Annotated in this window: 22 protein-coding genes; 10 read left to right on the forward strand and 12 right to left on the reverse strand. The window is 59.4% G+C overall.

From position 1 onward, the window contains the following. Nucleotides 1-2: 2 nt before the first annotated feature. From AC2FFE_RS07575 to AC2FFE_RS07585, 3 genes are all read right to left on the reverse strand, one after another. The gene (locus tag AC2FFE_RS07575) at nucleotides 3-782 is read right to left on the reverse strand and encodes an SDR family oxidoreductase (protein ID WP_496817552.1); all 780 of its coding nucleotides are present in this window, start codon (nucleotides 780-782) and stop codon (nucleotides 3-5) included. Between the two features lie 44 nt (nucleotides 783-826). Next, nucleotides 827-1666, reverse strand: a complete 840-nt coding sequence (locus AC2FFE_RS07580) for a hypothetical protein (RefSeq protein WP_496846327.1) — start codon at nucleotides 1664-1666, stop codon at nucleotides 827-829. A 71-nt stretch (nucleotides 1667-1737) separates the two neighbouring features. After that, nucleotides 1738-2100, reverse strand: a complete 363-nt coding sequence (locus AC2FFE_RS07585) for a SnoaL-like domain-containing protein (protein ID WP_496846328.1) — start codon at nucleotides 2098-2100, stop codon at nucleotides 1738-1740. Nucleotides 2101-2209: 109 nt separating this feature from the next. Here AC2FFE_RS07585 and AC2FFE_RS07590 point away from each other — a divergent pair, with 109 nt between their 5' ends. The 4 genes from AC2FFE_RS07590 to AC2FFE_RS07605 all read left to right on the forward strand — a co-directional run bounded on the left by AC2FFE_RS07590 (nucleotide 2210) and on the right by AC2FFE_RS07605 (nucleotide 7091). Further along, nucleotides 2210-3817 carry a peptide chain release factor 3 gene (locus AC2FFE_RS07590; protein WP_496817549.1) on the forward strand — a complete coding sequence of 536 codons (1608 nt, stop codon included), beginning with the start codon at nucleotides 2210-2212 and terminating at the stop codon, nucleotides 3815-3817. A gap of 49 nt (nucleotides 3818-3866) precedes the next feature. Next, complete coding sequence (locus AC2FFE_RS07595; protein ID WP_496817548.1) at nucleotides 3867-4622, forward strand: hypothetical protein; 756 nt, start codon at nucleotides 3867-3869, stop codon at nucleotides 4620-4622. Next, the gene (locus AC2FFE_RS07600) at nucleotides 4619-5548 is read left to right on the forward strand and encodes a glycosyltransferase family 2 protein (protein ID WP_496817547.1); all 930 of its coding nucleotides are present in this window, start codon (nucleotides 4619-4621) and stop codon (nucleotides 5546-5548) included. The genes AC2FFE_RS07595 and AC2FFE_RS07600 overlap by 4 nt, the downstream gene beginning before the upstream one ends. Nucleotides 5549-5732: 184 nt before the next feature. Further along, complete coding sequence (locus tag AC2FFE_RS07605) at nucleotides 5733-7091, forward strand: DEAD/DEAH box helicase (RefSeq protein WP_496817546.1); 1359 nt, start codon at nucleotides 5733-5735, stop codon at nucleotides 7089-7091. On the opposite strand, the gene AC2FFE_RS07610 is transcribed toward AC2FFE_RS07605, so the two are convergent. From AC2FFE_RS07610 to AC2FFE_RS07620, 3 genes are read right to left on the reverse strand one after another with little or no spacing between them, the layout of a single operon-like run. Beyond that, nucleotides 7088-7990 (reverse strand): EamA family transporter, encoded by a 903-nt coding sequence (locus AC2FFE_RS07610; protein ID WP_496817545.1) that lies wholly within the window; start codon nucleotides 7988-7990, stop codon nucleotides 7088-7090. The two genes, AC2FFE_RS07605 and AC2FFE_RS07610, sit on opposite strands and share 4 nt — an antisense overlap. Nucleotides 7991-8011: 21 nt before the next feature. Next, nucleotides 8012-8914 (reverse strand): fatty acid desaturase, encoded by a 903-nt coding sequence (locus tag AC2FFE_RS07615; RefSeq protein ID WP_496846329.1) that lies wholly within the window; start codon nucleotides 8912-8914, stop codon nucleotides 8012-8014. Then, nucleotides 8907-9110: a DUF2061 domain-containing protein gene (locus tag AC2FFE_RS07620; protein WP_496817543.1), complete on the reverse strand. Its 204-nt coding sequence runs from the start codon at nucleotides 9108-9110 to the stop codon at nucleotides 8907-8909. The genes AC2FFE_RS07615 and AC2FFE_RS07620 overlap by 8 nt, the downstream gene beginning before the upstream one ends. Nucleotides 9111-9218: 108 nt before the next feature. Here AC2FFE_RS07620 and AC2FFE_RS07625 point away from each other — a divergent pair, with 108 nt between their 5' ends. Beyond that, complete coding sequence (locus AC2FFE_RS07625; RefSeq protein ID WP_496817542.1) at nucleotides 9219-10091, forward strand: helix-turn-helix domain-containing protein; 873 nt, start codon at nucleotides 9219-9221, stop codon at nucleotides 10089-10091. Between the two features lie 274 nt (nucleotides 10092-10365). Here the strand turns inward: AC2FFE_RS07625 and AC2FFE_RS07630 are convergent, their stop codons facing one another. The 3 genes from AC2FFE_RS07630 to bcoG are packed head-to-tail and all read right to left on the reverse strand — an operon-like array spanning nucleotide 10366 to nucleotide 13542. Next, complete coding sequence (locus tag AC2FFE_RS07630; protein ID WP_496817541.1) at nucleotides 10366-11127, reverse strand: SDR family oxidoreductase; 762 nt, start codon at nucleotides 11125-11127, stop codon at nucleotides 10366-10368. Further along, entirely contained in the window at nucleotides 11124-12590 is a 1467-nt protein-coding gene (locus AC2FFE_RS07635) for a carnitine 3-dehydrogenase (protein ID WP_496846330.1), read from the reverse strand. The genes AC2FFE_RS07630 and AC2FFE_RS07635 overlap by 4 nt, the downstream gene beginning before the upstream one ends. A gap of 28 nt (nucleotides 12591-12618) precedes the next feature. Continuing rightward, entirely contained in the window at nucleotides 12619-13542 is a 924-nt protein-coding gene (bcoG, locus tag AC2FFE_RS07640; RefSeq protein WP_496817539.1) for a 3-dehydrocarnitine:acetyl-CoA trimethylamine transferase BcoG, read from the reverse strand. Nucleotides 13543-13673: 131 nt separating this feature from the next. Between bcoG and AC2FFE_RS07645 the strand changes: the two genes are divergently transcribed. Further along, nucleotides 13674-14660: a GlxA family transcriptional regulator gene (locus AC2FFE_RS07645; RefSeq protein ID WP_496817538.1), complete on the forward strand. Its 987-nt coding sequence runs from the start codon at nucleotides 13674-13676 to the stop codon at nucleotides 14658-14660. A gap of 72 nt (nucleotides 14661-14732) precedes the next feature. On the opposite strand, the gene AC2FFE_RS07650 is transcribed toward AC2FFE_RS07645, so the two are convergent. From AC2FFE_RS07650 to AC2FFE_RS07660, 3 genes are read right to left on the reverse strand one after another with little or no spacing between them, the layout of a single operon-like run. Then, nucleotides 14733-15779, reverse strand: coding sequence for an aldo/keto reductase (locus tag AC2FFE_RS07650; protein WP_496846331.1), 1047 nt, complete (start codon nucleotides 15777-15779; stop codon nucleotides 14733-14735). A 34-nt stretch (nucleotides 15780-15813) separates the two neighbouring features. Then, a complete protein-coding gene (locus AC2FFE_RS07655; RefSeq protein WP_496846332.1) occupies nucleotides 15814-16272 on the reverse strand; it encodes a DNA polymerase III subunit chi in 459 nt (152 codons plus the stop codon). 3 nt (nucleotides 16273-16275) lie between these two features. Beyond that, nucleotides 16276-17742, reverse strand: a complete 1467-nt coding sequence (locus AC2FFE_RS07660) for a leucyl aminopeptidase (RefSeq protein ID WP_496817535.1) — start codon at nucleotides 17740-17742, stop codon at nucleotides 16276-16278. A gap of 229 nt (nucleotides 17743-17971) precedes the next feature. Here AC2FFE_RS07660 and lptG point away from each other — a divergent pair, with 229 nt between their 5' ends. From lptG to pdxA, 4 genes are read left to right on the forward strand one after another with little or no spacing between them, the layout of a single operon-like run. Then, nucleotides 17972-19072: an LPS export ABC transporter permease LptG gene (lptG, locus tag AC2FFE_RS07665; RefSeq protein WP_496817732.1), complete on the forward strand. Its 1101-nt coding sequence runs from the start codon at nucleotides 17972-17974 to the stop codon at nucleotides 19070-19072. Continuing rightward, nucleotides 19072-21231, forward strand: coding sequence for an LPS-assembly protein LptD (locus AC2FFE_RS07670; protein WP_496817534.1), 2160 nt, complete (start codon nucleotides 19072-19074; stop codon nucleotides 21229-21231). The genes lptG and AC2FFE_RS07670 overlap by 1 nt, the downstream gene beginning before the upstream one ends. Continuing rightward, complete coding sequence (locus tag AC2FFE_RS07675) at nucleotides 21222-22475, forward strand: peptidylprolyl isomerase (protein WP_496817533.1); 1254 nt, start codon at nucleotides 21222-21224, stop codon at nucleotides 22473-22475. Before AC2FFE_RS07670 ends, AC2FFE_RS07675 begins: the two co-directional genes overlap by 10 nt. Further along, the gene (gene pdxA / locus AC2FFE_RS07680; RefSeq protein WP_496817532.1) at nucleotides 22472-23437 is read left to right on the forward strand and encodes a 4-hydroxythreonine-4-phosphate dehydrogenase PdxA; all 966 of its coding nucleotides are present in this window, start codon (nucleotides 22472-22474) and stop codon (nucleotides 23435-23437) included. Before AC2FFE_RS07675 ends, pdxA begins: the two co-directional genes overlap by 4 nt. The last annotated feature ends 79 nt before the right edge of the window (nucleotides 23438-23516 follow it).

Here is a 23516-nt window from a genome sequence, read left to right on the forward strand (position 1 = left end):
GGCTACATTGTCAAGTTGGTTGCGCCGCCATCCAGCAGGATGTTCTGCCCAACGATAAACCCGGCCTGTTGCGAACACAGAAAGGCGCAGGTGGCCCCAAACTCGGCCCGGGTACCATACCGGCGCGCTGGGATTGTTGCGGCCCGCGCAGCCCGCGCTTCGTCGATCGAAATGTCCTGCTGTGCCGCCACACCACTATCGAGCGAGTCCGCCCGGTCGGTTGCATGAATACCCGGCAGCAGGTTGTTGATGTTGACCCCATGAGGGGCCACCTGACGGGCCGTTCCTGCGACATAGCCGGTCAGGCCGGTGCGCGCCGCATTTGACAAGCCAAGCACGGCAATTGGCGCGCGCACGGATTGCGAGGTGATATTGACCACCCTGCCCCAGCCCTTGTCCATCATCGCGGGCAGCAACGCTTTCATAAAGGCAATCGGCGTCAGCATATTCGCGTCCAGCGCCTTGATGAAATCATCGCGATCCCAATCCGACCACATCCCGGGCGGAGGCCCCCCGGCATTGTTCACCAGAATATCAACACCCTGCGCCGCTTCGATCACCCGGGCCTGCCCATCTGGCGTGGTCACATCACAGGCGACGGCCTGAACATCCACACCGTAGGTAGAGCGCAACCGCGCGGCCTCGGCCTCCAGCGCATCCACCCCGCGCGCATTCATCACCAGATCGACACCGGCCTCGGCCAAAGCTTCGGCGCATCCCAAGCCCAGCCCCTTGCTGCTGGCACACACCAAAGCACGTTTTCCTCGAATTCCCAGATCCATTCACTTCCCCTACAGCCTAGCCAGTGCCCTTGTCTCGTACGCCATCAGCCGCCACGAAACTCTCGAATTGTCTGTATGATATTGTCCAGATCACCAACCGCCTGTTCCACAATCCACAATATCGTGACCTGAGGATCATCCTCGCGGTGACGACGAATAAGCGATTTGCCCTTCTGTCCAAAGTAACGCCGCAGACCGATCAAAACAGCGGTCTCATCCTCTGTGTCGTAAGACAGCGTCAGATAGAGACTTGAATCGCCAAGACCGGCAGAACGCGGCATCCATTCTGCACCAGCTTGGATCAGGTTCTGCTTCAACACGTAACGATGCCCGACTGAGAGGCTCAGATCATCTGTTGGATAGTAATACAGAAACGCAGAGGAGAAGATACTTGTGCCATAGTCGATCTTGCCGAACTCTGTGCCACTGATCCGGCCATCCTCAGCGCCAATCACGGCGCTTAGTGTATAGCGATCAAGATAAGCTTCAGCCTCAAACCCAATGGCACGAAAATTGGCACTGTCGGCAAAATCTGTTGCGACGTAATGCCCGTATAACCCCAAAAGCCCCTGATCAGGGTCGCGCCAGAACAGATGTGCCCCGGTGCCAAATGCTGTTGCGCTGTCTAGATTGTCCGGATCCAGCCGCGCGGCAAGACCGTCGATCTGCAAACCGAATCTGTGCCCCAAGGGCGCGGAAAAGCTGCCGTCGATACCGTAAATCTCTCCGAAGCTGCCGGTGCTGCCCAGCACCGACAGTTTGCCGTTGATTTCTGATACCGCGGGTTTGGTTTCCAAACGCCCCTGTTCGGCTAACGCCGCTGTTGCAGCCGAAAGCGTAAGCGCTCCGACCGCAGTGCTGAAAACACAATGGGAAAACTTCATGCTCTTCCCTGACCTTGGTGTCCGTGATGACTAACAAAACTCAGGCAAGAAATACAAGAACTCGCCTAATGTCAGTAGAAGAACTCCTCTCTCACGATTTTTCCATTCGCGACGTGATAAATCGCCACTTCACGCATGTCGAAGCTTTCGCCGGTTTCCTTTACTTTGCCCTGAACTTCGAAGATCACGGCAAAACGGTCGTCGCCATGCAGGAACGGATCGCTCACCGATGCGCCTGAAACCTCATGGGCGTTTTCCCACCAGTCATGCTTGCCGCCAATGCCATCAAGGCCCTGCGTTTCGCGGCCCATGCCTTGCATATCCTGCGCTTCGACTGAGACCGCGTCGGGCGCATAGAGCTTGGTCAGATTTTCCTTGGCCCTGTTCTCGCGGCAACCCGCGACCAGTTCGTCCGCAACTTCTTTCAAATTCATTGGTCCACTCCACCATTTGTTCACTATATGTTCTTTTTGCCATAGCCCGGCGATTCGCGCCACCCCGTTTGTCTTGCCTCGGCGGGTTTCCCCGCCTATACGCGCGCTTATGCTTGATACCGCCTCGAACCAACCTATCCTGCCGCCCGAGATCGCCCGGCGCCGGACATTCGCCATCATCTCGCACCCCGATGCGGGCAAAACGACGCTGACCGAGAAGTTCCTTCTGTACGGCGGTGCGATCCAGATGGCGGGACAGGTGCGCGCCAAGGGTGAGGCGCGGCGCACGCGGTCGGACTTCATGCAAATGGAGAAAGATCGCGGCATCTCGGTGTCCGCCTCGGCGATGTCGTTCGACTATGGGAATTTCCGGTTCAATCTGGTGGACACCCCTGGCCACAGCGATTTCTCGGAAGATACCTATCGCACGCTGACTGCGGTGGATGCCGCCGTGATGGTGATTGACGGTGCAAAAGGTGTGGAAAGCCAGACGCAGAAACTGTTCGAGGTCTGCCGCCTGCGCGATCTGCCGATCCTGACCTTCTGTAACAAGATGGACCGCGAAAGCCGCGACACGTTCGAGATCATCGACGAAATCCAGGAAATGCTGGCCATCGACGTCACGCCCGCGGCCTGGCCCATCGGCGTGGGGCGCGATTTCATCGGCTGCTATGATATGCTGCGCGACCGGCTGGAACTGATGGACCGCGCAGATCGTAACAAAGTGGCTGAAAGCATCCAGATCGACGGGCTGGATGATCCCAAGCTGGCCGAGCACGTGCCCGAACATCTGCTGGAGAAACTGCTGGAAGAGGTCGAGATGGCGCGAGAACTTCTGCCCGCGATCGATCCCCAAGCGGTCTTGGAAGGCCATATGACCCCGATCTGGTTCGGTTCGGCCATCAATTCGTTCGGTGTGAAGGAATTGATGGAAGGCATCGGCGCTTATGGCCCGCAGCCGCAAATACAATCCGCCGAACCCCGCCAGATCGCACCCGATGAGAAGAAGGTCGCGGGGTTTGTCTTCAAGGTACAGGCCAATATGGACCCCAAGCACCGCGACCGTGTGGCCTTTGTGCGCATGGCTTCGGGACATTTCAAACGTGGCATGAAGCTGACCCATGTGCGGTCGAAAAAGCCGATGGCGATCTCGAACCCGGTTCTGTTCCTGGCCTCCGACCGGGAACTGGCCGAAGAAGCCTGGGCCGGCGATATTATCGGCATTCCGAACCACGGACAGCTGCGCATTGGCGATACGCTGACCGAAGGCGAAGCGATCCGCGTGACCGGCATCCCCTCTTTCGCGCCGGAACTGTTGCAGACCGTCCGTCCGGGCGATCCGATGAAGGCCAAGCATCTGGAAAAAGCCCTGATGCAGTTTGCCGAAGAAGGCGCGGCCAAGGTGTTCAAACCCTCGATCGGATCGGGCTTTATCGTGGGCGTGGTCGGCGCGCTGCAGTTCGAAGTGCTGGCCAGCCGGATCGAGATGGAATACGGCCTGCCAGTGCGGTTCGAAGCGTCTCAGTTCACCTCGGCCCGTTGGGTCAGCGGTGAGAAACTTGAGGTCGAGAAATTCGTCAACGCCAACAAGCAGCACATCGCCCATGACCATGATGGCGACATCGTCTATCTGACGCGTCTTCAATGGGATATCGACCGCGTCGTGCGCGACTATCCGGCGCTGAACCTGACGGCCACCAAAGAGATGATGGTTTAAGGGAAAGGGCTGATTGCACTGCCGATCTCGGCTGTGCAATCTTGCGGGCATGAGCGATGACGATCTGACCTTTCCCGGCGGCCTGCCCGATATGCTGGATGGCTATGACAAGCGCCGTGCCCCGTTCGAATTCGGCGCGAACACGCTGCCCCCGCCGGAGGCAGACCTTGAGGCACTGGCCGCACAAACCGTTCCGCCAAGCGCAACGGAACTGCCACCCTTGGATATACAGACCTCATGGGATCGTAAGCGGGTGAAAATCGCCGAAGAGTTCATCGGACAGTCTGAGCTTGCCTTTCTGAACGCGCAACTGGTTGCAAATCTGCGCAAACGGTCATTCCCACGCCACACCCCGGATCTTTTTCAGCGGCTCTGGGCTGAACAGTCCGCACATCTTCTGTCTGTGCTGGACCTGCGCTGGCTGGTTTCCTCGGTCCAGACCTTTGCCGATCACGGCCAGACCCCAACACAGCGCGAAGTCGGGCAAGCTCTGCGCATGTTGTTTGGATTGATGAAGATTTACGAATACGAACGCCTGTTTTCCGGCACGGCGCCAGAAACCCCCTATGGATCGCGCAACAAGGTCCACAAACCCTTACCCCTGCAGATGAAATCCTTCTCGCTGGATTCTGGCGGGCTGGATACCAATCTGATGGCACCGGTTTGGACCAAGGCCCTGAATGACCCCACAATCGCGCCCCTTGCCGATCATTTGTTTAGCACGTTAAACGCCGATCCCGGCACCGTGTTTCGCCGGTTAAAACACATGCGCAACCGGCGCGCGACGCTGCGGTCCCGCACATGACCCGTTGGGGCATTGTCTCGATGGTCCGTGGCCGGGCCGAGGATATCCTCGGCTTTGCGGCGCATCACCTCGATCTGGGGGTCGACCGGCTTTATGTATTTCTGGACGAGCCGAACCCGGCTGCCTTTCAGGCGCTCAGCCAGCATCCCAAGGTGCAGGTGCAATCGTGCGATGAGGCATTCTGGTCAAAACGCACGCGCGGACGCCCGGATAAGCACCAGATTCGCCAGACCTTTATCGCGACGCATACCTATAGGCGTACTGATGTGGACTGGCTGGCTCATATCGATGCGGATGAGTTTTTGTGGACGTCAGAGCCGGTCGCGGATGTCCTGGCAACAGTCCCACAGGATATACCCGCGGTCCGCGTGCGGCCGTCAGAAGCGATGTCAGGTGGCGATGATCTGTATAAGGCGCATCTCCCCAAAAGCCCCACGCGCGAGGCACTGGTGCGGGAGATTTACCCAACCTATGGCGCCTTTATGCTGGGCGGATTCCTGAGCCATGTGCAAGGGAAGCTAATCGTGCGCACAGGGCTGGAAAACCTCAGCTTTCGGATACACAACCTGTTCCAGAACAAGAAACTACTGCCCTGCAAGCACGAACAGCCTCAGTTTGAACTCTGCCACCGTCACGCACCGGATTGGGATCACTGGATCGCGCATTATGATTTTCGGATGACCAGAGGGTCATACCAGCCCGGTATGTCGCCTAACGTGCCACGTGAAGAAGGCGGCCTGAACAAGAACGAGCTGTTCAGCTGGATCAAGGACGAACAAGGCATAGACGGCCTGCGCGCCTTCTATGCGGAGATCAGCGGCCAGGACCCTGACGTGCGTGCGCGGTTGAAACGTTACGGGCTGATCCGGCACAGGCCGCTGAACCTGAGCCAAAAAATCGCGCAACACTTCGCCGGAAGCGGCTGAATTGTTGCACAGAATCCCGCGTTGATGCCGTGCGTGCGCGTCAAGCTGGTCACTGTTTGACGCTGACCCGCCTTTTTGTTATGTCCGCGCTCAAGCCGAAATGCGCAAAACACGCATGGCCATCCGGGCCCGGCACTTTTCAGACGCGCGGGCCAGGTCTAGTGTCCGCATGAACCGGACATACATGACAAAGTTTAACGAACTGAACCTGAACCCCAAGGTCCTCAAAGCCATTGAGGAAGCTGGATATGAAACCCCCACCCCGATCCAAGAGGGCGCGATTCCACCTGCGCTCGAAGGACGCGACGTTCTGGGGATCGCGCAAACCGGCACGGGTAAAACCGCCAGCTTCACGCTGCCTATGATCACATTGCTGGCCCGTGGTCGCGCCCGTGCGCGGATGCCACGGTCACTAGTGCTGTGTCCGACCCGCGAATTGGCTGCGCAGGTGGCCGAGAATTTCGACACTTACACCAAGCATCTGAAGCTGACCAAAGCGCTGTTGATCGGTGGTGTCAGCTTCAAAGAGCAAGAGGCGCTTATTGATCGCGGCGTAGACGTTCTGATCGCGACGCCGGGCCGTCTACTGGACCATTTCGAACGCGGCAAACTGCTGTTGACCGGCGTTCAGATCATGGTCGTGGATGAGGCCGACCGGATGCTGGATATGGGGTTCATCCCCGATATCGAACGCATCTTCTCGCTCACGCCGTTCACCCGCCAGACGTTGTTCTTTTCGGCCACCATGGCCTCCGAGATTGAACGCATCACCGACACGTTCCTATCGGCCCCCGCCCGGGTCGAGGTTGCTCGCCAAGCGACCGCATCCGAAACGATCGAACAGGGCGTTGTCATGTTCAAAGGTGGCCGCCGGGATCGTGAGGCAAGCCAAAAACGCAACTTATTGCGCGCACTGATCGACGCCGAGGGTGAAAAGTGCACCAACGCGATCATATTCTGCAATCGGAAGACAGATGTCGATATCTGCGCGAAATCGCTGAAGAAATACGGCTATGATGCCGCCGCTATCCATGGCGATCTGGATCAGTCGCAGCGGATGAAAACACTGGACGGGTTTCGCGACGGATCATTGCGTCTGCTGGTTGCCTCGGACGTCGCTGCACGCGGCCTCGACGTTCCGGCCGTCAGCCATGTGTTCAATTTCGACGTCCCCGGCCATCCCGAGGATTACGTGCACCGGATCGGCCGCACTGGTCGCGCCGGGCGCGAAGGCAAGGCAATCACGATCTGCTCAGGCCGGGACGAAAAGGCTCTGGATGCGATTGAAGAGTTGATCCAGAAGGAAATTCCCCGGCTCGACAATCCGATTAAGGAAGATCCCAAGCCGGAGGCCGCCAAGCCTGAGAAAAAGGCCAAGCCCACGGACGATAGAAAATACGACCGCAGCAAGGACGAGCGCAAACAGGACAAGCCCGCCAAGGGTCGTGGTCGCCGGGACGACAATGGCCCCAAGATTGTCGGCATGGGCGACCACCTGCCCAGCTTCATCGCGCTCAGTTTCGACGAACGCCGCGCCAGCTAGATCGCCAGCACCAGCGCCAGTATTGAGGCGCCCAACAATCCCATCCCGGCGATTTCGCGCCGGGTGATGGTCTCGCGGAAGAACAGGATTGAGGCCAAAAGGCTGAGGATCAGCTCCACCTGCCCGAGTGCTTTGACATAAGCCGCATTCTGCAAGGTGAAGGCCAGAAACCAGCAGAACGACCCGCCAAGGCTGGTCAGCCCGACGAAGACACCCGTGGATCGGGTTTGCCAGACTGCCAGCAATTCGGCCCGGTCGCGCCACAGCAGCCACAGCCCCATGCTGAGAAACTGGAAGGTGACCACGGCTGCCAGAGTGATCAGGGCACGGAACCATGCGTCAATGTCGCCAAGCTCCAGCGATGCGCCGCGATAGCTGACGGCTGAGAACGCAAACAACACACCGGACCCAAGCCCAAGCTGCGAGGCACGGTTGGTCAGATGGTGCCACCACGTACCGCCTCCGCCCGGTGTTTTGGACAGCAAAAGAACCGCCAGCAATCCCAACAGGATTGCGCCAAGCGCCCCGGCTGAGACTTCATCCCCAAGCACCAAAAACCCGACAATCGCTGTTTGGATCACTTCGGTTTTCTTAAAGGTGATCCCGACCGCGAAATTGCGCTGTTTGAAAAGGGCAACCACGCAGATGGTCGCCAAAATCTGCGCCGTCCCGCCAATGGCTACGAATAGCCAGAACTGTGCCGTCAGAGATGGTATCGCAGCCTGCGTCACCCACAGCGCTACGACCAGCCCCAGAACCGCCAGCGGCATCGAATAGGCAAACCGCGCAAAGGTTGCACCAGCGGCGGATAGTTTCACGCTGCTGAGCGACTTTTGAAGCATGAACCGCACCGTCTGGAATGAGGCGGCGGCGATGGTGACGGGAATCCATAAACTCATGGCTCCCCTTCTGTCGTGGAATCAGGGCTTTGGCCAGAGCGGATGGGCCACCGGATCTTTTGCCCGCCAGAAATATTCTTTGAAAATCTGCGCGTATGAGCGATAGACATAGGCTTCGTTGCAGGCCTGATAGCGGTCTTTCCCTGCCTGATAGAGCGCAGGCAGACGGTACCATGGGGCCGAAGGGTTCATGTGATGAACGACGTGCAGGTTGTTGTTCAGAAACAAAAAGGCCAACAGCCCGCGGTCCTCGACAATCACCGTCCGAGCGCGGGATTTCTCATGCGCGCGGTGTTCCAGGAAGGTCCGGATTTTGACCAGACCCAGCCCTATATAGGCTGATAGAACAAAGGCCCAGGTCGGCATCGCCGATTGCGCGACCACCCACAAAACAACCGCTACGCCGGGAATATGCAGTGCCCAAGCCAGAAGAATGGCGCGATCCCCTCGGATCATCCCATGCCATTCATCACGTAGAAACATCACTTGTCCGATTGCGGGGCCCAGCACGATCCGGCCCAGAAGCGTATTGTTGGCCACAAACAGCCGCTTTTGCCACCACGACAGTCGCGCCCAAACTTTCGGATCCAGATAGTTCGTTTCGGGATCGTCATAGGGATCGGTCAGGTTGGCATCCTGATGATGAGCCAGATGTAGATCGCGGAAGCGGTTGAACGGGATGAACAAAGTCAGCGGCAGGGCCATCAGCGCCTCGTTCAGCCATCTGGCGCGGAATGGGTGCCCGTGCAACGCCTCATGCGTCAGCGAGGAATGCAAGGCAGCAACCAGACCCAAGGCCGGGATGGCGAGCCATGGAGACCAGGCCGCGAGCCAGAACAGACCGGCCAGCCACGCGGCGTAACAGGCTAAGATCAGGGCGAACGTCCCCCATTCGGGCGATTGGGGCCGTGTTGGTTCAGCCATTGCGACCCCACGCAATTCCAGCCCAGACCCGTTCATAGGCAACATACAGCGTCAAACCGATGGCCGTATTGATCAGCGCCAACGCACCGCCAACCGCCGCTGATCCCGTGGCAATCAGACCAACCAAAGTCATGACCGCCAACCCCAACGCATTCCAAATCAGTGCCTTCACGACCGACCTTTGCCGCGTTTCCATTCCGGACCCCGTTTTTATTGTTCTCACAAAAGTGTTACCTACGGGGCACTCTGTTGGGTATTCTGAATATGATTAACAAAATTCATCAAATGTGATATTTTCAAACATATGGATGAAAAACTCGACAAACGCGTGCGTGCTGCGCAGTTTCGCCTTCGTCTGGCCCGTGCGATGGAAGACCGCCAAACCAGCCAGAGCGCCCTTGCCCGCAGCATTGGCGTGGACCGGTCTACCGTTTCGCAACTGCTGGCGGATGATGGGGCGCGCCTGCCCAATGCTCATGTCATTGGGGGTTGCGCAGCGGCGCTGGGGGTTTCGGCCGATTGGCTGCTCAGCCTATCAGACCGGCCCGAAAGCGCCGCGGAAATTCTGGCCAGCTCCCTCAGCATGGCGGCGGCCCCACGTGCATTGGTGGATGAGCGGATTTTCCAATGGCATCAAGAGGCTGCGGGCTACAAGATCCGCTATGTCCCGGCCACCCTGCCCGACATGCTCAAAACCCGAGCCGTGTTGGAATGGGAATACGCCCCGCATCTGGGCCGCACGGCGGATCAGGCTATCGGGGCCTCCGAGGACCGGTTAACCTGGATGCGCAGTGCACAATCGGACTATGAGATCGCGATGCCGTTGTTCGAAATGCGCAGCTTCGCGCTTGGCGAAGGCTATTATGAAGGACTCCCGCTGGAGATTCGGCAGGAGCAGATAGACCACCTTCTGGCCTTGTGCGAACAGCTCTACCCGCGTCTGCGGATCTATCTGTTTGATGCTAAGCGCCTTTATTCCGCGCCGGTAACCATCTTTGGCCCGCTGTTGTGCGTCTTCTATGCCGGCAGCCATTACATGGCGTTCCGCGACCGGGACCGGATCGAGGTGTTTACCCGCCACTTTGATACTTTGATCCGCGAGGCCGATATGACCGCCCGTTACTTCCCCGAACATCTACGCGAATTGCGGGCCGAGGCTGAACAGACAACTGCTTAAGGGAATTCCCCAATCGTGCGATCTGTCCGGGCGTGTAGTATAGTGACTGCGCGAACCCTCAGACATTCCACGGAGGATGACCGAAATGGACGCAGTACAAACAGCCCAATATGCAAGAGCTCTCTATTCAGTTCATGGAGACCGGGCCGAGGCAGAAGCCGCTCGAAAGATGCGCGAATCTGAAGCGGCCGGACACACGCAGCAAGCCAAAGACTGGCAAGCCGTCCGCAGCACAATCCGCCAGATCAGAGGCCCGAATCAAGGCTGATCTAAATCAGAGTTTCGGGTCGGGATTGACCGTATGTCCGTCCACAGCGATGACCTGACCCGAAACCAGCCGTGCCGCATCCGAGGCCAGGAACACTGCCATATCAGCAATATCCCGCGCTTCGACAAAGCGCCCCATTGAGGTGCCAGAGGCATAGCCGTCATAGACCTGATCGCGTGTCATGCCCTTAGCGGCGGCCTCGCGCTGCAAGACCCCTTCCATGCGTGGGCCTTCGACAGAGCCGGGACAGATCACATTGCAGCGTATGCCATGTGGACCAAGCTCCATCGCCAGCGTCTTGCCCAATCCAACCATCGCCCATTTCGCAGCGGCATAGGGCGAACGGTTCGGATAGCCGTATTGTCCCGCGGTGGAAGACGTGATCAAAATGGCCCCATGCGCCTGTTTCTTGAGCATGGGAGTCGCGTATTTCGAACACAGAAACGCCCCTTCGAGATTGACTGAAAGGCAATTTTTCCAATCATTTAGAGATACATCCTCAACCGGAGCAGTCGGCCCAGCGACGCCCGCATTTGCGCAAAGCACGTCCAGCCCGCCCCAGGCCTTGGCGATCTGGTCGAACAGGTCGGCCACCTGCGACTCATCCGAGACATCGGTTTTACTTTTTTGCCAGCTGTCTGGGCAGTTTTGCAGCGCTTCACCGTCGACATCAACAATCCAGACCCGCGCACCGGATGTGTCGAACGCCTCCGCCATCGCGCGCCCTACGCCCGAGGCACCCGCCGTGATCAGAACCCGCTGCGTCATACGGGTTTCCGGATCGCGGCACCTGCCCCCTCGGGATAAGGCAGATCGGCTTGCGCCTGGGTAATCCGTGCCATGGCACCCTCGATCTGGTCCGAGGGCGCCGAGGGGCGTCGCGTTTCAAGGTCGACATGCAGCAGGAAACTCTCGCCCGTCGCCAAAAGCTTGTCGCCCTCATACATGCTGTGAAACACGTGCAGTTTCTTACCTTGGCCCAACAGCATCTGAGTTCGTATCTCGATCCGGGCTCCGGCATGGGTTTCATCCAGATAACGAATGTGGTTTTCGGCGGTGAAGTAGCTTCCACCCGAGGTGATGTAATCCGCGTCGCACCCGATGATTTCCATGAAACGGTCCGTTGCGGCCGCGAAAGCCTCCAGATACTTCGCCTCATTCATATGGCCGTTATAGTCGGTCCAATCCAAAGGAACCGCGCGCGCGAGGGTCAGTATGGGTTGGCTTAGATCCGCCTGATCCAGTGATGGCAGTGCACCGGGTTTCAGCGCCGCGTCATGCTGGTTCAACACGGCCCCTGCGCCGTAATTCTGCGCTTTGAGCGCGCGCATCATGCCGACAAGGTTGTTGTCACGGATGCGCTCGAGTTCACGGATCGAATGCATGCCTGACTGCGCTTCCGACTGATCGGCGATCATATCAACCAGCTCGTCGGTGAACTCAGGCACATCCATCAGCTTGGTCCAGGGCCATTTCAGCGCGGGTCCGAACTGCGCCATGAAATGCCGCATGCCGGCCTCTCCCCCTGCAACACGATAGGTCTCGAACAGCCCCATCTGCGCCCAGCGGATGCCAAAACCCATGCGGATTGCTTCGTCGATCTCTTCCGTCGTCGCGATGCCGTCCTTGACCAGCCACAGCGCCTCGCGCCAGACCGCCTCAAGGAAGCGGTCCGCAATATGCGCGTCGATCTCTTTCTTGACGTGGAGCGGGAAGAACCCGACCGATGTCAGAATGTCCTTCGCCTTAGCGACCAACTCTGGCGGGTTCTTATCGGTGGGCACCAGTTCGATCAATGGCAGCAGATAGACTGGGTTGAACGGATGCGTCACCACGATCTGCTCGGGCCGCATCGCACCCTCCTGCAATTCTGAAGGTTTAAACCCGCTGGTCGAGGAGCCGATGATTGCATCCGCATCACAGGCCCCTTGCAGGCTTTTGTAAACCTTCAGCTTCAGGTCCAACCGCTCTGGAACGCTTTCCTGAATCCAAGCCGCGCCCCGAACAGCTTCCGCGATGTCCTCATGGAAGGTCAGCGCGCCTTCGGACGGCAGAGGCACATCGCTCAGCCCCGGCAGCGAACGTCGCGCATTGTCCAGAACCTCACCGATTTTACGCTCGGCCTCGGGGTCCGGGTCAAACACCCGCACGTCCCAGCCATTCAGCAGGAATCGCGCGGCCCAGCCGCCGCCGATCACTCCGCCGCCAATGATTGCTGATATCTTCTTCATATCGTTTGACCTATTCGTAGGGCAGGCTTCAGCCCGCCGCTCCTGCGGGTGCCCGCTTTACCAGCCCCAGCTTCTCGCGCACCTCTTCGGGCCCGATCACCCGCGCGCCCATGTTTTCGATAATAGTGCCTGCGCGTTCAACCAACTGCCAGTTCTCGGCCAACACACCCTTCTCGAGCCACAGATTGTCCTCCAACCCGACCCGCACATTGCCACCCGCCAGAACCGATGCCGCCACATAGGCCATCTCATTCCGACCCAGGGAAAACGCGCTGAACGTCCAGTCATCAGGAACGTTGTTCACCATCGCCATGAAGGTGTTCAGATCATCCGGCGCGCCCCAAGGCACACCCATGCACAGCTGAACCAGCGCATTCGGCGCTAGAACGCCCTCTTTCACCAACTGCTTGGCAAACCACAAATGGCCGGTGTCAAAGGCTTCGATCTCGGGCTTCACGCCCAAATCCGTCATCATCTGCCCCATCGCCCGCAATGCACCGGGCGTGTTGGTCATGACGTAGTCCGCTTCGGCAAAATTCATCGTGCCACAATCCAAGGTGCAGATCTCGGGCAGACACTCGGCCACATGTGCCACCCGTTCGGTCGCACCCACCAGATCGGTTCCAGCATCGGCCAAGGGCAGCGGGTTTTCGATTCCCCCAAACACCATGTCCCCACCCATCCCCGCGGTCAGGTTCAGCACAGCATCGACCTCGGCATCCCGGATCCGGTCGGTCACCTCGCGATACAGCTCCAAATCGCGCGAGGGCGCTCCAGTCTCAGGATCACGCACATGGCAGTGCACCACTGCGGCCCCTGCCTTGGCCGCCGCAATCGCACTGTCGGCAATCTGCTTGGGCGAGCGCGGTACATGCGGGCTGCGATCCTGCGTTCCGCCCGAGCCGGTCACGGCGCAGGTGATAAAGACGTCGCGGTTCATTTCCAAAGGCATGGCGTTTTCCCCAGATTATACCCAGGTTCCCGTCGGGTTTTCCCCAGACTTCTCCCCGGTTATCGATTTGCGTTGCGCGCAAGTCTGACGCAGCTTTGGAAAAACACTTGCCAGAATGCGAATCGAACTTGATGAAATCCGCAAAAAACATCCTGGAACCAGAACATCGCGCCCTGAAAACGGCCGTGCTGGTGCTGGACGAATGCAACACGCTCAGCTTTGCCTCAGCCGTCGATCCGATGCGCGCGGCCAACCGGCTGGCCGACCGCCCGGCCTTTGACTGGGACTATGTGACCGCAACATCGGACCCTGCAATACTGACCAGCGCCTTGACGGTCCCGGGAATCCCGCTGGCCCGGCTGCAAAGCTGTGACCTGATGATCGTTGTTGCCGGGTTTCAGCTGGCCCGCCACGCCACCCCCAGCCTGCTGGCCGGGCTGCGGCGCATCGCAGGCACCGGCGCGACAATGGCCGGGATTGATGGCGGGCCGTGGTTGCTGGCCGAGGCCGGCCTTCTGAATGGCCACGCTGCCACCACCCATTGGGAGGATCTGGACAATTTTGCCACCCGCTTCCCTGACATCGACGTCCGCCCGGACCGCTTCACCGTGTCCGGCAATCGCCTGACATCCGGCGGCGCCATCCCGGCAGTAGAAATGATGTTGCATATCATCGCCGCCCGCCATGGCGCAGGTTTCGCCGCGCGCGTTTCGGGCCTGTTCCTCTATGACGGCGCACCCGAACCAACCAAACCGCAAAGCCGCACCGGCGCCCCGCACCGCCATACCTCACTGACTTCAAAAGCAAACAACTTGATGCAAGCTTCGCTCGACGATCCGCTACCGCTTGCCTCAATCGCAGATCAGTTGGGCACCAGCCCACGCACATTGCAACAGCAATTCCGCCTGCGTCTGAACACCACGCCACAGGACCACTACCTACAACTCAGACTGGCCGAGGCGCGCCGTCTGGTCATCGACACCGATATGCCGCTGATGGATGTGGCACTGGCTACCGGCTTCGCTTCACAATCCAGCTTTGCTCGCGCCTTCCGCACAGCCCACGGCCTGTCGGCCCGCGACCTCAGGCACGAGCGTGCGCCCCACACCCATCACTGACCGGATCCCCCTTCATCTGGCCAAAAAATATCCCGGGGGAGGCGCGCGAACGCGCGGCGGGGGCAGAGCCCCCTAGAACGGCATGGGATGCGCGCGGTGCGCCTGACCAATAGCGTTCAGAACTTCTGACGACAGCACCAAGTTGTCACCGGCCAGAATATGCTCCAACTGTGCCACCGTCGTCGCACCAAAGATTGACGACATCATAAAAGGCCGGGTCCGGCACCAGGCCAGTGCCATATGGGTCGGGTCCAATCCATGGCCCGACGCTATCTCAAGATAGGCCGCCACAGCATCATAAACACGGTCCGAGTCGCGCCCACCCAGTTCGGGCGAGATCGACTTGCGCGATCCTGCGGGCACTGCACCCCCCTGATATTTTCCAGTCAACAACCCGGTGGCCAGCGGCGAAAACGCCATCAGGCCCACATCTTCGTGCATGCTGAGCTCAGCCATATCCGTATCGAAGTAGCGGCACAGCAGCGAGTATTCATTCTGCACCGACGCCACACGGGGCGCGCCCATCTGCTCGGACAACCGCAGCCATTGCGCCGTGCCCCAAGCGCTTTCATTCGAAAGACCGAAGGCCCGGATATTGCCCTTCTCGACCTGCTCCTGCAGCGCTTCAAGACAACCCTGCATGTTCTCCAACACCTCATTGGTGCTATGGCCCGAGGGCGCGTAGCTCCAGTTCTGGCGGAACATATAGCTGCCCCGATTGGGCCAGTGAAACTGGTAGAGGTCGATATATTCGGTCTGCAACCGCCGCAGCGATCCCTCGATCGCTTCTGGAATGGTCTGAGCCGAAATAGGCGCGCCATCGCGGGCATGGACAAAGCCTGCACCTGAGTGTTTGGTGGCAAGCACATAGTCTGCTCGCCGTGCGGCGTTTGCTGCGTTCCAGTTCCCCAAAATCTCTTCGGTTCGGCCCACCGTTTCCTTAGAGATCGGGTTGACCGGGTACATCTCGGCGGCATCCACAAAGTTGATCCCCGCGCCCAGCGCCAGATCCATCTGTGCATGCGCTTCGGGTTCTGAAGTCTGGGTCCCAAAAGTCATCGTTCCCAGACACAGGTCAGACACCATGATACCAGTGCGGCCCAAAGGCTTCATTTCCATCCGTCACTCTCCTGAGTTCTGCAACAGCCGCGCACTAGGCCTCGGCTTTCTTTTCCCAACGGCCCGACTCCTCGGACCAATATTGCGCTGAACACCCCGCCTGCGTCAGCGTCTTCCACTGATCACGCGCATGTTGTACGGCCTGATCGTCATTGCCGTCAAACAGGATGCAGACCCGCTCCAGTGCAGTGACCTCACCCGGGGCCACCTCGGCCCCGTCCACCGACATCACGCAGGTGGCCGCATTGCTCACCTGGTTGTCCGAGGTCAGCAGGATTGGCTGCATCGCATCATGCGGCCCGCCTGCCCGACCATGGGGCAAGAACCCCTCTTCCGGCCCCAGCCAGAGCTTTTCGTCCAGCCAATCCAGCCGGGCGGGGTCAGTGCCCCGCACGGCAATCCGCCACCCGGCCTGCCGCGCCTTGTCCAGCAACACCGGCAAGGTGTGCTCAAGCGGCCTTTGGGTCAGGTGATAGAAATAGACGGCACCCATGGTCTACTCAAAATTATCCTGCACAAAGCGGCTGAGCGCGCGGACACCCCAGCCGGTGGCCCCTTTCGGCGCATAAGAGGTTTCGGACGCGACCGAAGCCACCCCGGCGATATCCAGGTGAATCCACGGCGTCTCCTCTTTGACAAATCGCTGCAGGAACTGCGCCGCCGTGATCGAACCCGCAGGCCTCCCGCCCACATTCTTCATGTCCGCAATACGCGATTTCAGCAGCTTGTCGTAGGCGTCGCCCAACGGCATCCGCCAGGCCCCTTCATCCTCGGCTTTGGCCGATTTCAGGAAGGCGTCGCAGAACGTATCGTTGTTCGAGAAGACACCTGCGTTCTCATGCCCCAGACCGATGATGATCGCGCCGGTGAGTGTGGCCAAATCGATCATGCCAACAGGCGCGAACCGTTCCTGCGCGTACCACATGACATCACACAACACCAAACGCCCCTCAGCATCGGTATTGATAATCTCGACGGTGTCGCCCTTCATCGATTTGACCACATCACCCGGTCGCGTTGCATTGCCCGAGGGCATGTTCTCGACCAAACCAACAAGCCCCACAACATTGGCCTTGGCCTTGCGTTTGGCCAGCGCCCGCATTGTGCCCGCAACGACGCCCGCGCCGCCCATATCCATGGTCATGTCTTCCATGCCACCCGCCGGCTTAAGCGAGATCCCCCCGGTATCGAACACAACACCCTTTCCGACCAGAGCCAGAGGCGCATCGTCCTTGTCGCCCCCGTTCCACTGCATCACCACCACTTTGGACGGGCTGTCCGAACCCTGCCCCACGCAAAGCAATGTGCGCATGCCCAGCTCCGCCAGCTTGTCTTCGTCCAGCACTTCGACCTCAAGGCCCAGTGATTTCATCTCGTCCAGACGGGCGGCGAATTCGCTGGTGGTCAGAACATTCGCAGGCTCATTGGTCAAATCACGGGTCATCCGCACCCCATCTGCAACCGCATACATCGGTGCAAACTGGGCCTCGGCCTCTTCGGGCTTGTTGCAAGAGATCGTGACAGAGCCCGCGGCGTCGCTATCCTTTGTTTTATGCGCATCAAAATCATAGCTGCGCAGGGCGATCCCCATCGCCAGATCCTCGGCCCGTGCCTGATTGCCCGCCATCACCAGCATGTCGCGCCCACCGGCCAGTTTGGCCAATGCGGCACCGGCCTTGCGGGCCTCATCCGCCTCGGGGCGACGGGATAGGACCAGCACGTCGAGCGCCTCAGCCGCCATACCAGCTGGCCAGGCCAGCGAGATGACATCGCCGGTTTTTGCCTTGCCAAATGCATCGCTTTCGACCAACCGGGCAACAGCCCCCTTGGTCAGGCGATTGGCGCGCCTGGCTGCCGGGCTCATCTTGCGATCTGCTGGAACCACAATGGCAACGCGCCCTTCGGCCTGCGCCATGGCTTCCACGTCGAAGGCTTGAAAACGGATTGGGACTAGACTGCTCATTGCGCGCTCCTGAAACTGTGTTCCCCAAGACCTAGCCCGCGCCGCCCGGCTTGACCAGATAGCAGTTTTCCCTGACCACCATTTGCATTATGGTCCTGAAAAAATATCCGGCAGGCTCGGGGGAGACGACAGTGGCACGACACGGCAGGCATACGCCGTCGCGCATGGGACTATGCGAGGGCGATATCGGCCTGAACGCCAACGCTGCAAGCCCAGCGGGGTCATGCTTGTGATTTTGGACCGCTATTTTGCCCGCCGTTTTATGCAAAGCTTCCTGGTTATCGGCGGCATCTTTCTGACCCTGATGATTCTGATCGACCTGATCGAACAAGTACGCCGGTTCAATGAGGTCGATCTGTCCTTTGGCCGCCTGTTGCAGCTGACCTTGCTGAACACACCTGCGGCGATCAGCGAAATGCTGCCCCTGCTGGTGATTCTGGCGACCATCGCCCTGTTTGTCGGGCTGGCACGCACCTCGGAACTGGTGGTTACGCGTGCGATCGGCCGATCCGGCATTCGCGCATTGGTGGCGCCGGTCTTGCTGGCGCTGGTGATCGGGGCTCTGGCTGTCGCGCTTTTGAACCCGATCGCGGCGGCTACATCTGAAGAATACAAGCGCCTGTCAGATTCCTATCGCAATAATGGAAGCTCGGCCCTGTCGATCAGCGGTGAGGGTTTGTGGCTGCGCCAAAGCACCCAGACGGGTCAGGCGGTTATTCATGCACGCGGCACCGCAAACGGCGATGAGTTGAAGCTGCGTGATGTGACCATCGTCTCATTCGACCCCAACGGAAAGCCAACGCAACAGATTGTTGCCGAACAGGCCCGGTTGATCGATGGCAGCTGGGTGCTGAGCGACGCCAAAGTCTGGAACCTTGAAGACGGCCAAAACCCGGAGACACAATCGATTGAGCATACCCAGCTCGATCTTCCCACCACTCTGACCCGCCAGCGTATTCTGGATACGCTGGGACAACAGGATTCTGTGTCGGTCTATGACCTGCCGCAACTGATCACGGATCTGCGCGAGGCGGGCTTTGCAACCAAACAGTATGAAGTCTGGTTACAAGTCCAACTGGCGCGGCCATTCTTTCTGGTTTCCATGGTTCTGATCGGCGCGGCCTTTACCATGCGCCATGTGCGGTTCGGCGGCACCGGCATTGCAGTCCTGACCGCGGTATTGCTGGGCTTTGCCATCTATTTCGTGCGCAATTTTGCGCAAATACTTGGGGAAAACGGACAATTGCCCATCTACGTCGCCGCCTGGGCACCGCCCGTTGCTGCCATCTTCCTATCGCTCGGCCTGTTACTACACGCGGAGGACGGCTGATGCCGCGCATTCTGTCTGCGCTGATGGCAAGCGCTCTGGCTGTCACGGCTCCTGCAGCGCTGCTGGCTCAAACGGCACCAGCACCCGCGACCAATGAGGTCACACAACAGGATGAGCCCGCCCTGCTGGTGGCGGATAAGATATTCATCACGCCCGAACGCGTGCTGGTCGCCGAAGGCAATGTCGAGGCGTTTCAGGGCGATGCCAAGGTCAGCGCGCAGCGTATCACCTTTGACCGCGAAACCGGAAAACTGTCACTTGAGGGCCCCATCCGGATCGATCAGGGCGGGCGGACAACCTTGCTGGCAGACTCAGCCGAGCTGGATGATGGCCTGCAAAACGGGTTGCTGATCGGTGCGCGCATGGTTTTCGATCAGCAGGTTCAGGTCGCCTCGGTTCAGGCGCGGCGCGCCTCTGGCCGCTACACGCAGTTCAGCAAGGTCGCGGCCACCTCCTGCCATGTTTGTGCAAATGGCAAACCTCCGCTTTGGCAAATCAGGGCGCGCAAAGTGACCCATGATCAGCTGGAGCGGCAGCTTTACTTTGAAGGCGCGCAACTGCGCGTGCTGGACTATCCGGTCTTCTACTTTCCCTATCTGCGCCTGCCTGACCCGACGCTCGAACGCGCGACCGGGTTTCTGGCACCGTCCTTCCGCAGAACCTCGCAGCTAGGTCTGGGTCTGCAAGTGCCCTATTTCATCAAGCTGGGCGACCATAAGGACCTGACGCTGACACCCTTTGTCTCGGCCAGCACCCGAACGCTGGGCTATCGCTATCGGCAAGCCTTCGTGAACGGGCGCATCCAGTTCGAAGGTGCCTATACCCGCGATGACGTGCAGCGCGATCAGGATCGTGGCTATCTGTTTGCCAACGGCTTCTTCAATCTGAGGAATGACTTCCGACTGACTTTCGACCTCAAGACCACGTCAGACGATGCCTATCTGGCAGATTACGGCCTGCCCGATTTCGACCGGTTGCGCAGTGAGATCGCCCTGACCCGGATCAAGCGCGATACCGCCTTCAAGACCAGCCTGATCCACTACAAAACACTGCGCGACAGTGAAAATCAGGATGAAATCCCCTCGCGTGTGTTTGACCTGAACTACGAGAAACGGCTCTTCCCAAACGCGGTTGGGGGCGAAATGCGGCTTGGCTTTGTGGCCCATGCCCATGAACGCACCAGTGACGAAGATGTTGTCGGGCGCGATATCGCACGCGCCACGTTTGATGCGGAATGGCTGCGCAGCTGGACCTTTGCGTCGGGGCTGCGCGCGGATGCCCGGATCGGCGCTGCAATTGATACGTTTAACATCCGCAATGACGACGCATTTCCCAGCAATGTCACCCGCACTACACCCCGCGCGGCACTGACGCTGCGCTATCCCATGACACGGCGCGAACAAACCGGTGCGACCCAGTTTCTGGAGCCGATCGTGCAATTCGGCTGGACCGATGTCTCGGACACAGATGTTCCGAACGATGAAAGCACCTTTCAGGAATTCGATCAGGGCAATCTGTTGTCCTTGTCGCGCTTTCCTGCCGAAGATCAGCGCGAAGACGGGGCAACAGCGGTGGTTGGCGTCAACTGGGCGCGCTACAAATCGAACGGCTGGCAAGCCTTGGCCACAATCGGTCAGGTCTTCCGCGCCGATGCCGATCCGAATTTCAACCTGACCTCGGGCCTGCAAGGCACCACATCCGATCTGTTGGTGGCCGGCCAGATCAAAACTGCCAATGGCTGGTCGCTGGCGGGACGCGGCTTGATCGAAAGCGATTTCAGCTTTACCCGCGCCGAGCTTCGCGGCGCCTGGACAGGCGAGAACAGCGCAATCTCCGGCAGCTATGTCTGGCAAGAGCCTGATCCGGCTGAAAATCCGGATGAAGAAGTGTCCGAGATCTGGTTGCGCGGGCGGCACCAAATCGATCAGAACTGGCTGACGCGTGCGTCGGCCCGCTACGATCTTGCCAATTCCGAACCCATCCGCCTGGGGCTGGGTGTGACTTATCAGAACGAATGCGTTCAGTTTAACATGTCCGTAAACAGGCGCTTTACCTCAACAACGACTATTGAGCCTTCGACCGAATTCGGGTTTACCGTTACGCTGACAGGATATGCCGTTGAAGGCGGCGGAAAGACGTACAAGAGAAAATGCAGTTGATTTCAGGTTTCTTCAGGTTTCTCCGGGGCGGATGCGCCCGTTCGATCTCATCGGCGTTGGCTGCCGCTGTTCTGGCGGTCTCGGCCCCGCAGGCCAGTGCGCAAAGCCTGTTTTCCCCCGCAATCCGTGTCAATCAGGATATCATCACCTGGTTCGAGCTTGAACAACGGCTGGAGTTCCTGAACGCTCTTGGCGTGCCGGGTGGAACCGAGGCAGAAGTCCGTCAAGCCCTGATCGATGATCGCCTGCGCCAACAGGCCATGCGCGAGGCCGGGGTAAGGGCCGCGCCCGAAGATGTTCAGGTTGGCATTGATCAACTCGCCGCCCGGGGCCAGTTCAGTACCGAACAGTTCCTGCAACTGCTTGGCGAGGCTGGTATCGAGCCCGAAACCGTTCGGGATTTTGTTGCGGATCAATTGTCGTGGCGCGACTATATCAGTGCCCGTTTCCTGTCGCAGGCCCGCCCCAGCGAGGACGAGATCAACCGGGCGTTGGGTCAATCTGGCGGCGGCGGGCTACAGGTTCTACTGTCCGAGATCATTATTCCGGTGAACCAGCAAACCGTGGCACAGGCGGAACGGCTGGCAGAAGAAATCTCGCGCCTCGAAGGGTATGACGCCTTCTCATCTGCAGCCACGCAATACTCCGCCGCGGCAACCCGCAACGATGGCGGTCGTCTGGAATGGCTGAACATCAGCAACCTACCGCCCGCATTGCAACCCGTCCTTCTGGGTCTCAAAAACGGTGAGATCACAGACCCGCTGACCTTGCCCAACGCCATTGCGCTGTTCCAGATGCGCGGAGTGCGCGAAGTGGCAGCTGGCGCGCCGAGCTATTCCAAGATCGACTATGCAATCTACTATCTGCCCGGCGGCCGCAGCGCAGACACGCTCGCGCGGGCGGCCCGCCTGAGCGAAGAGATTGACACCTGCGATGATCTGTATGGCACCGCCAAGGGGCAACCCGCTGATGTGCTGGAACGAATCGAAGCCGTCCCCTCCGAGATCCCTCGCGATATCGCGGTAGAGCTGGCCAAGCTGGATCGGAACGAAGTGTCAACCACGTTGACCCGCAACAATGGGCAAACACTGGTGTTTCTGATGCTATGCAACCGCACGCGCAATCTCGGCGAAGATACCTCACGCGCCGATGTGGCCAACGCCCTGACACAGCAGCGCCTGCAAGCCTTCTCAGAAAGCCTTCTGGAACAGCTGCGCGCCGAAGCCACCATCGTTGAGCAATGATGGCACCCATCGCGCTCAGCTGCGGCGACCCGTCAGGCATAGGCCCGGAAATCGCCGCCAAAGCCTGGGCAGAGCTACGCGATGATTGCCCGTTCTTCCTGATTGGCGATGCCACCCACCTGCCCAAGGGCACTCCGATCACCCGCATCACTGACCCGACCCAGGCGCAGGCAGCAAGTGCCCAATCCCTGCCCGTTCTCCACCTGGATTTTCCGGCTCCCAACATTCCGGGCCAGCCGGAACCGACCAATGCACCCTCAGTTATCGACGCTATCGAACGCGGTGTCGCGCTGGTTCAGTCTGGCGCAGCCTCGGCGCTTTGCACCGCACCCATTCACAAGAAAGCGCTCATCGACGGGGCGGATTTCGCCTATCCCGGCCATACCGAGTTCCTCGCCGCTCTGGCCGGTCGCCAACATGTGGTGATGATGCTGGCCAGCGCGCAGCTGCGCGTCGTGCCCGCCACGATCCACATCCCACTCTCGCGCGTACCACAGGAACTGACACCAGACCTGCTGACCCAAACCATCGCGCTGACGGCGCAAGGCTTGCAGCAGCAATTCGGTATCGCACATCCCCGGATCGCCGTCGCGGGGCTGAATCCGCATGCGGGTGAAGGCGGCAAAATGGGCACAGAAGAACTGGACTGGATCGCCCCGCTGCTGGACGGATTTGACAGCCCAGACTACACCGTCACCGGCCCGCACCCGGCGGATACGCTGTTCCACGCCGCCGCCCGCGCCCGTTATGACGCCGCCATCGCCATGTATCACGATCAGGCACTGATCCCGATCAAAACGCTGGATTTCGACCGGGGGGTGAATGTCACGCTGGGCTTGCCCTTCATCCGCACTTCACCCGATCACGGCACCGCGCTGGATATCGCCGGGCAAGGCATCGCCAATCCCACCAGCCTGATCGAGGCCCTGAAACTCGCCCAACAGATGGCGCAAACGTCTTGATCCTTCACCTGGCTGAAAATATCCCCGCCGGAGGCAAAAAACCTCTGGTGCTTTCCCATCAATCCGCGCCACGGTAACC

The organism is Ruegeria sp. YTSA168 (assembly GCF_059610045.1).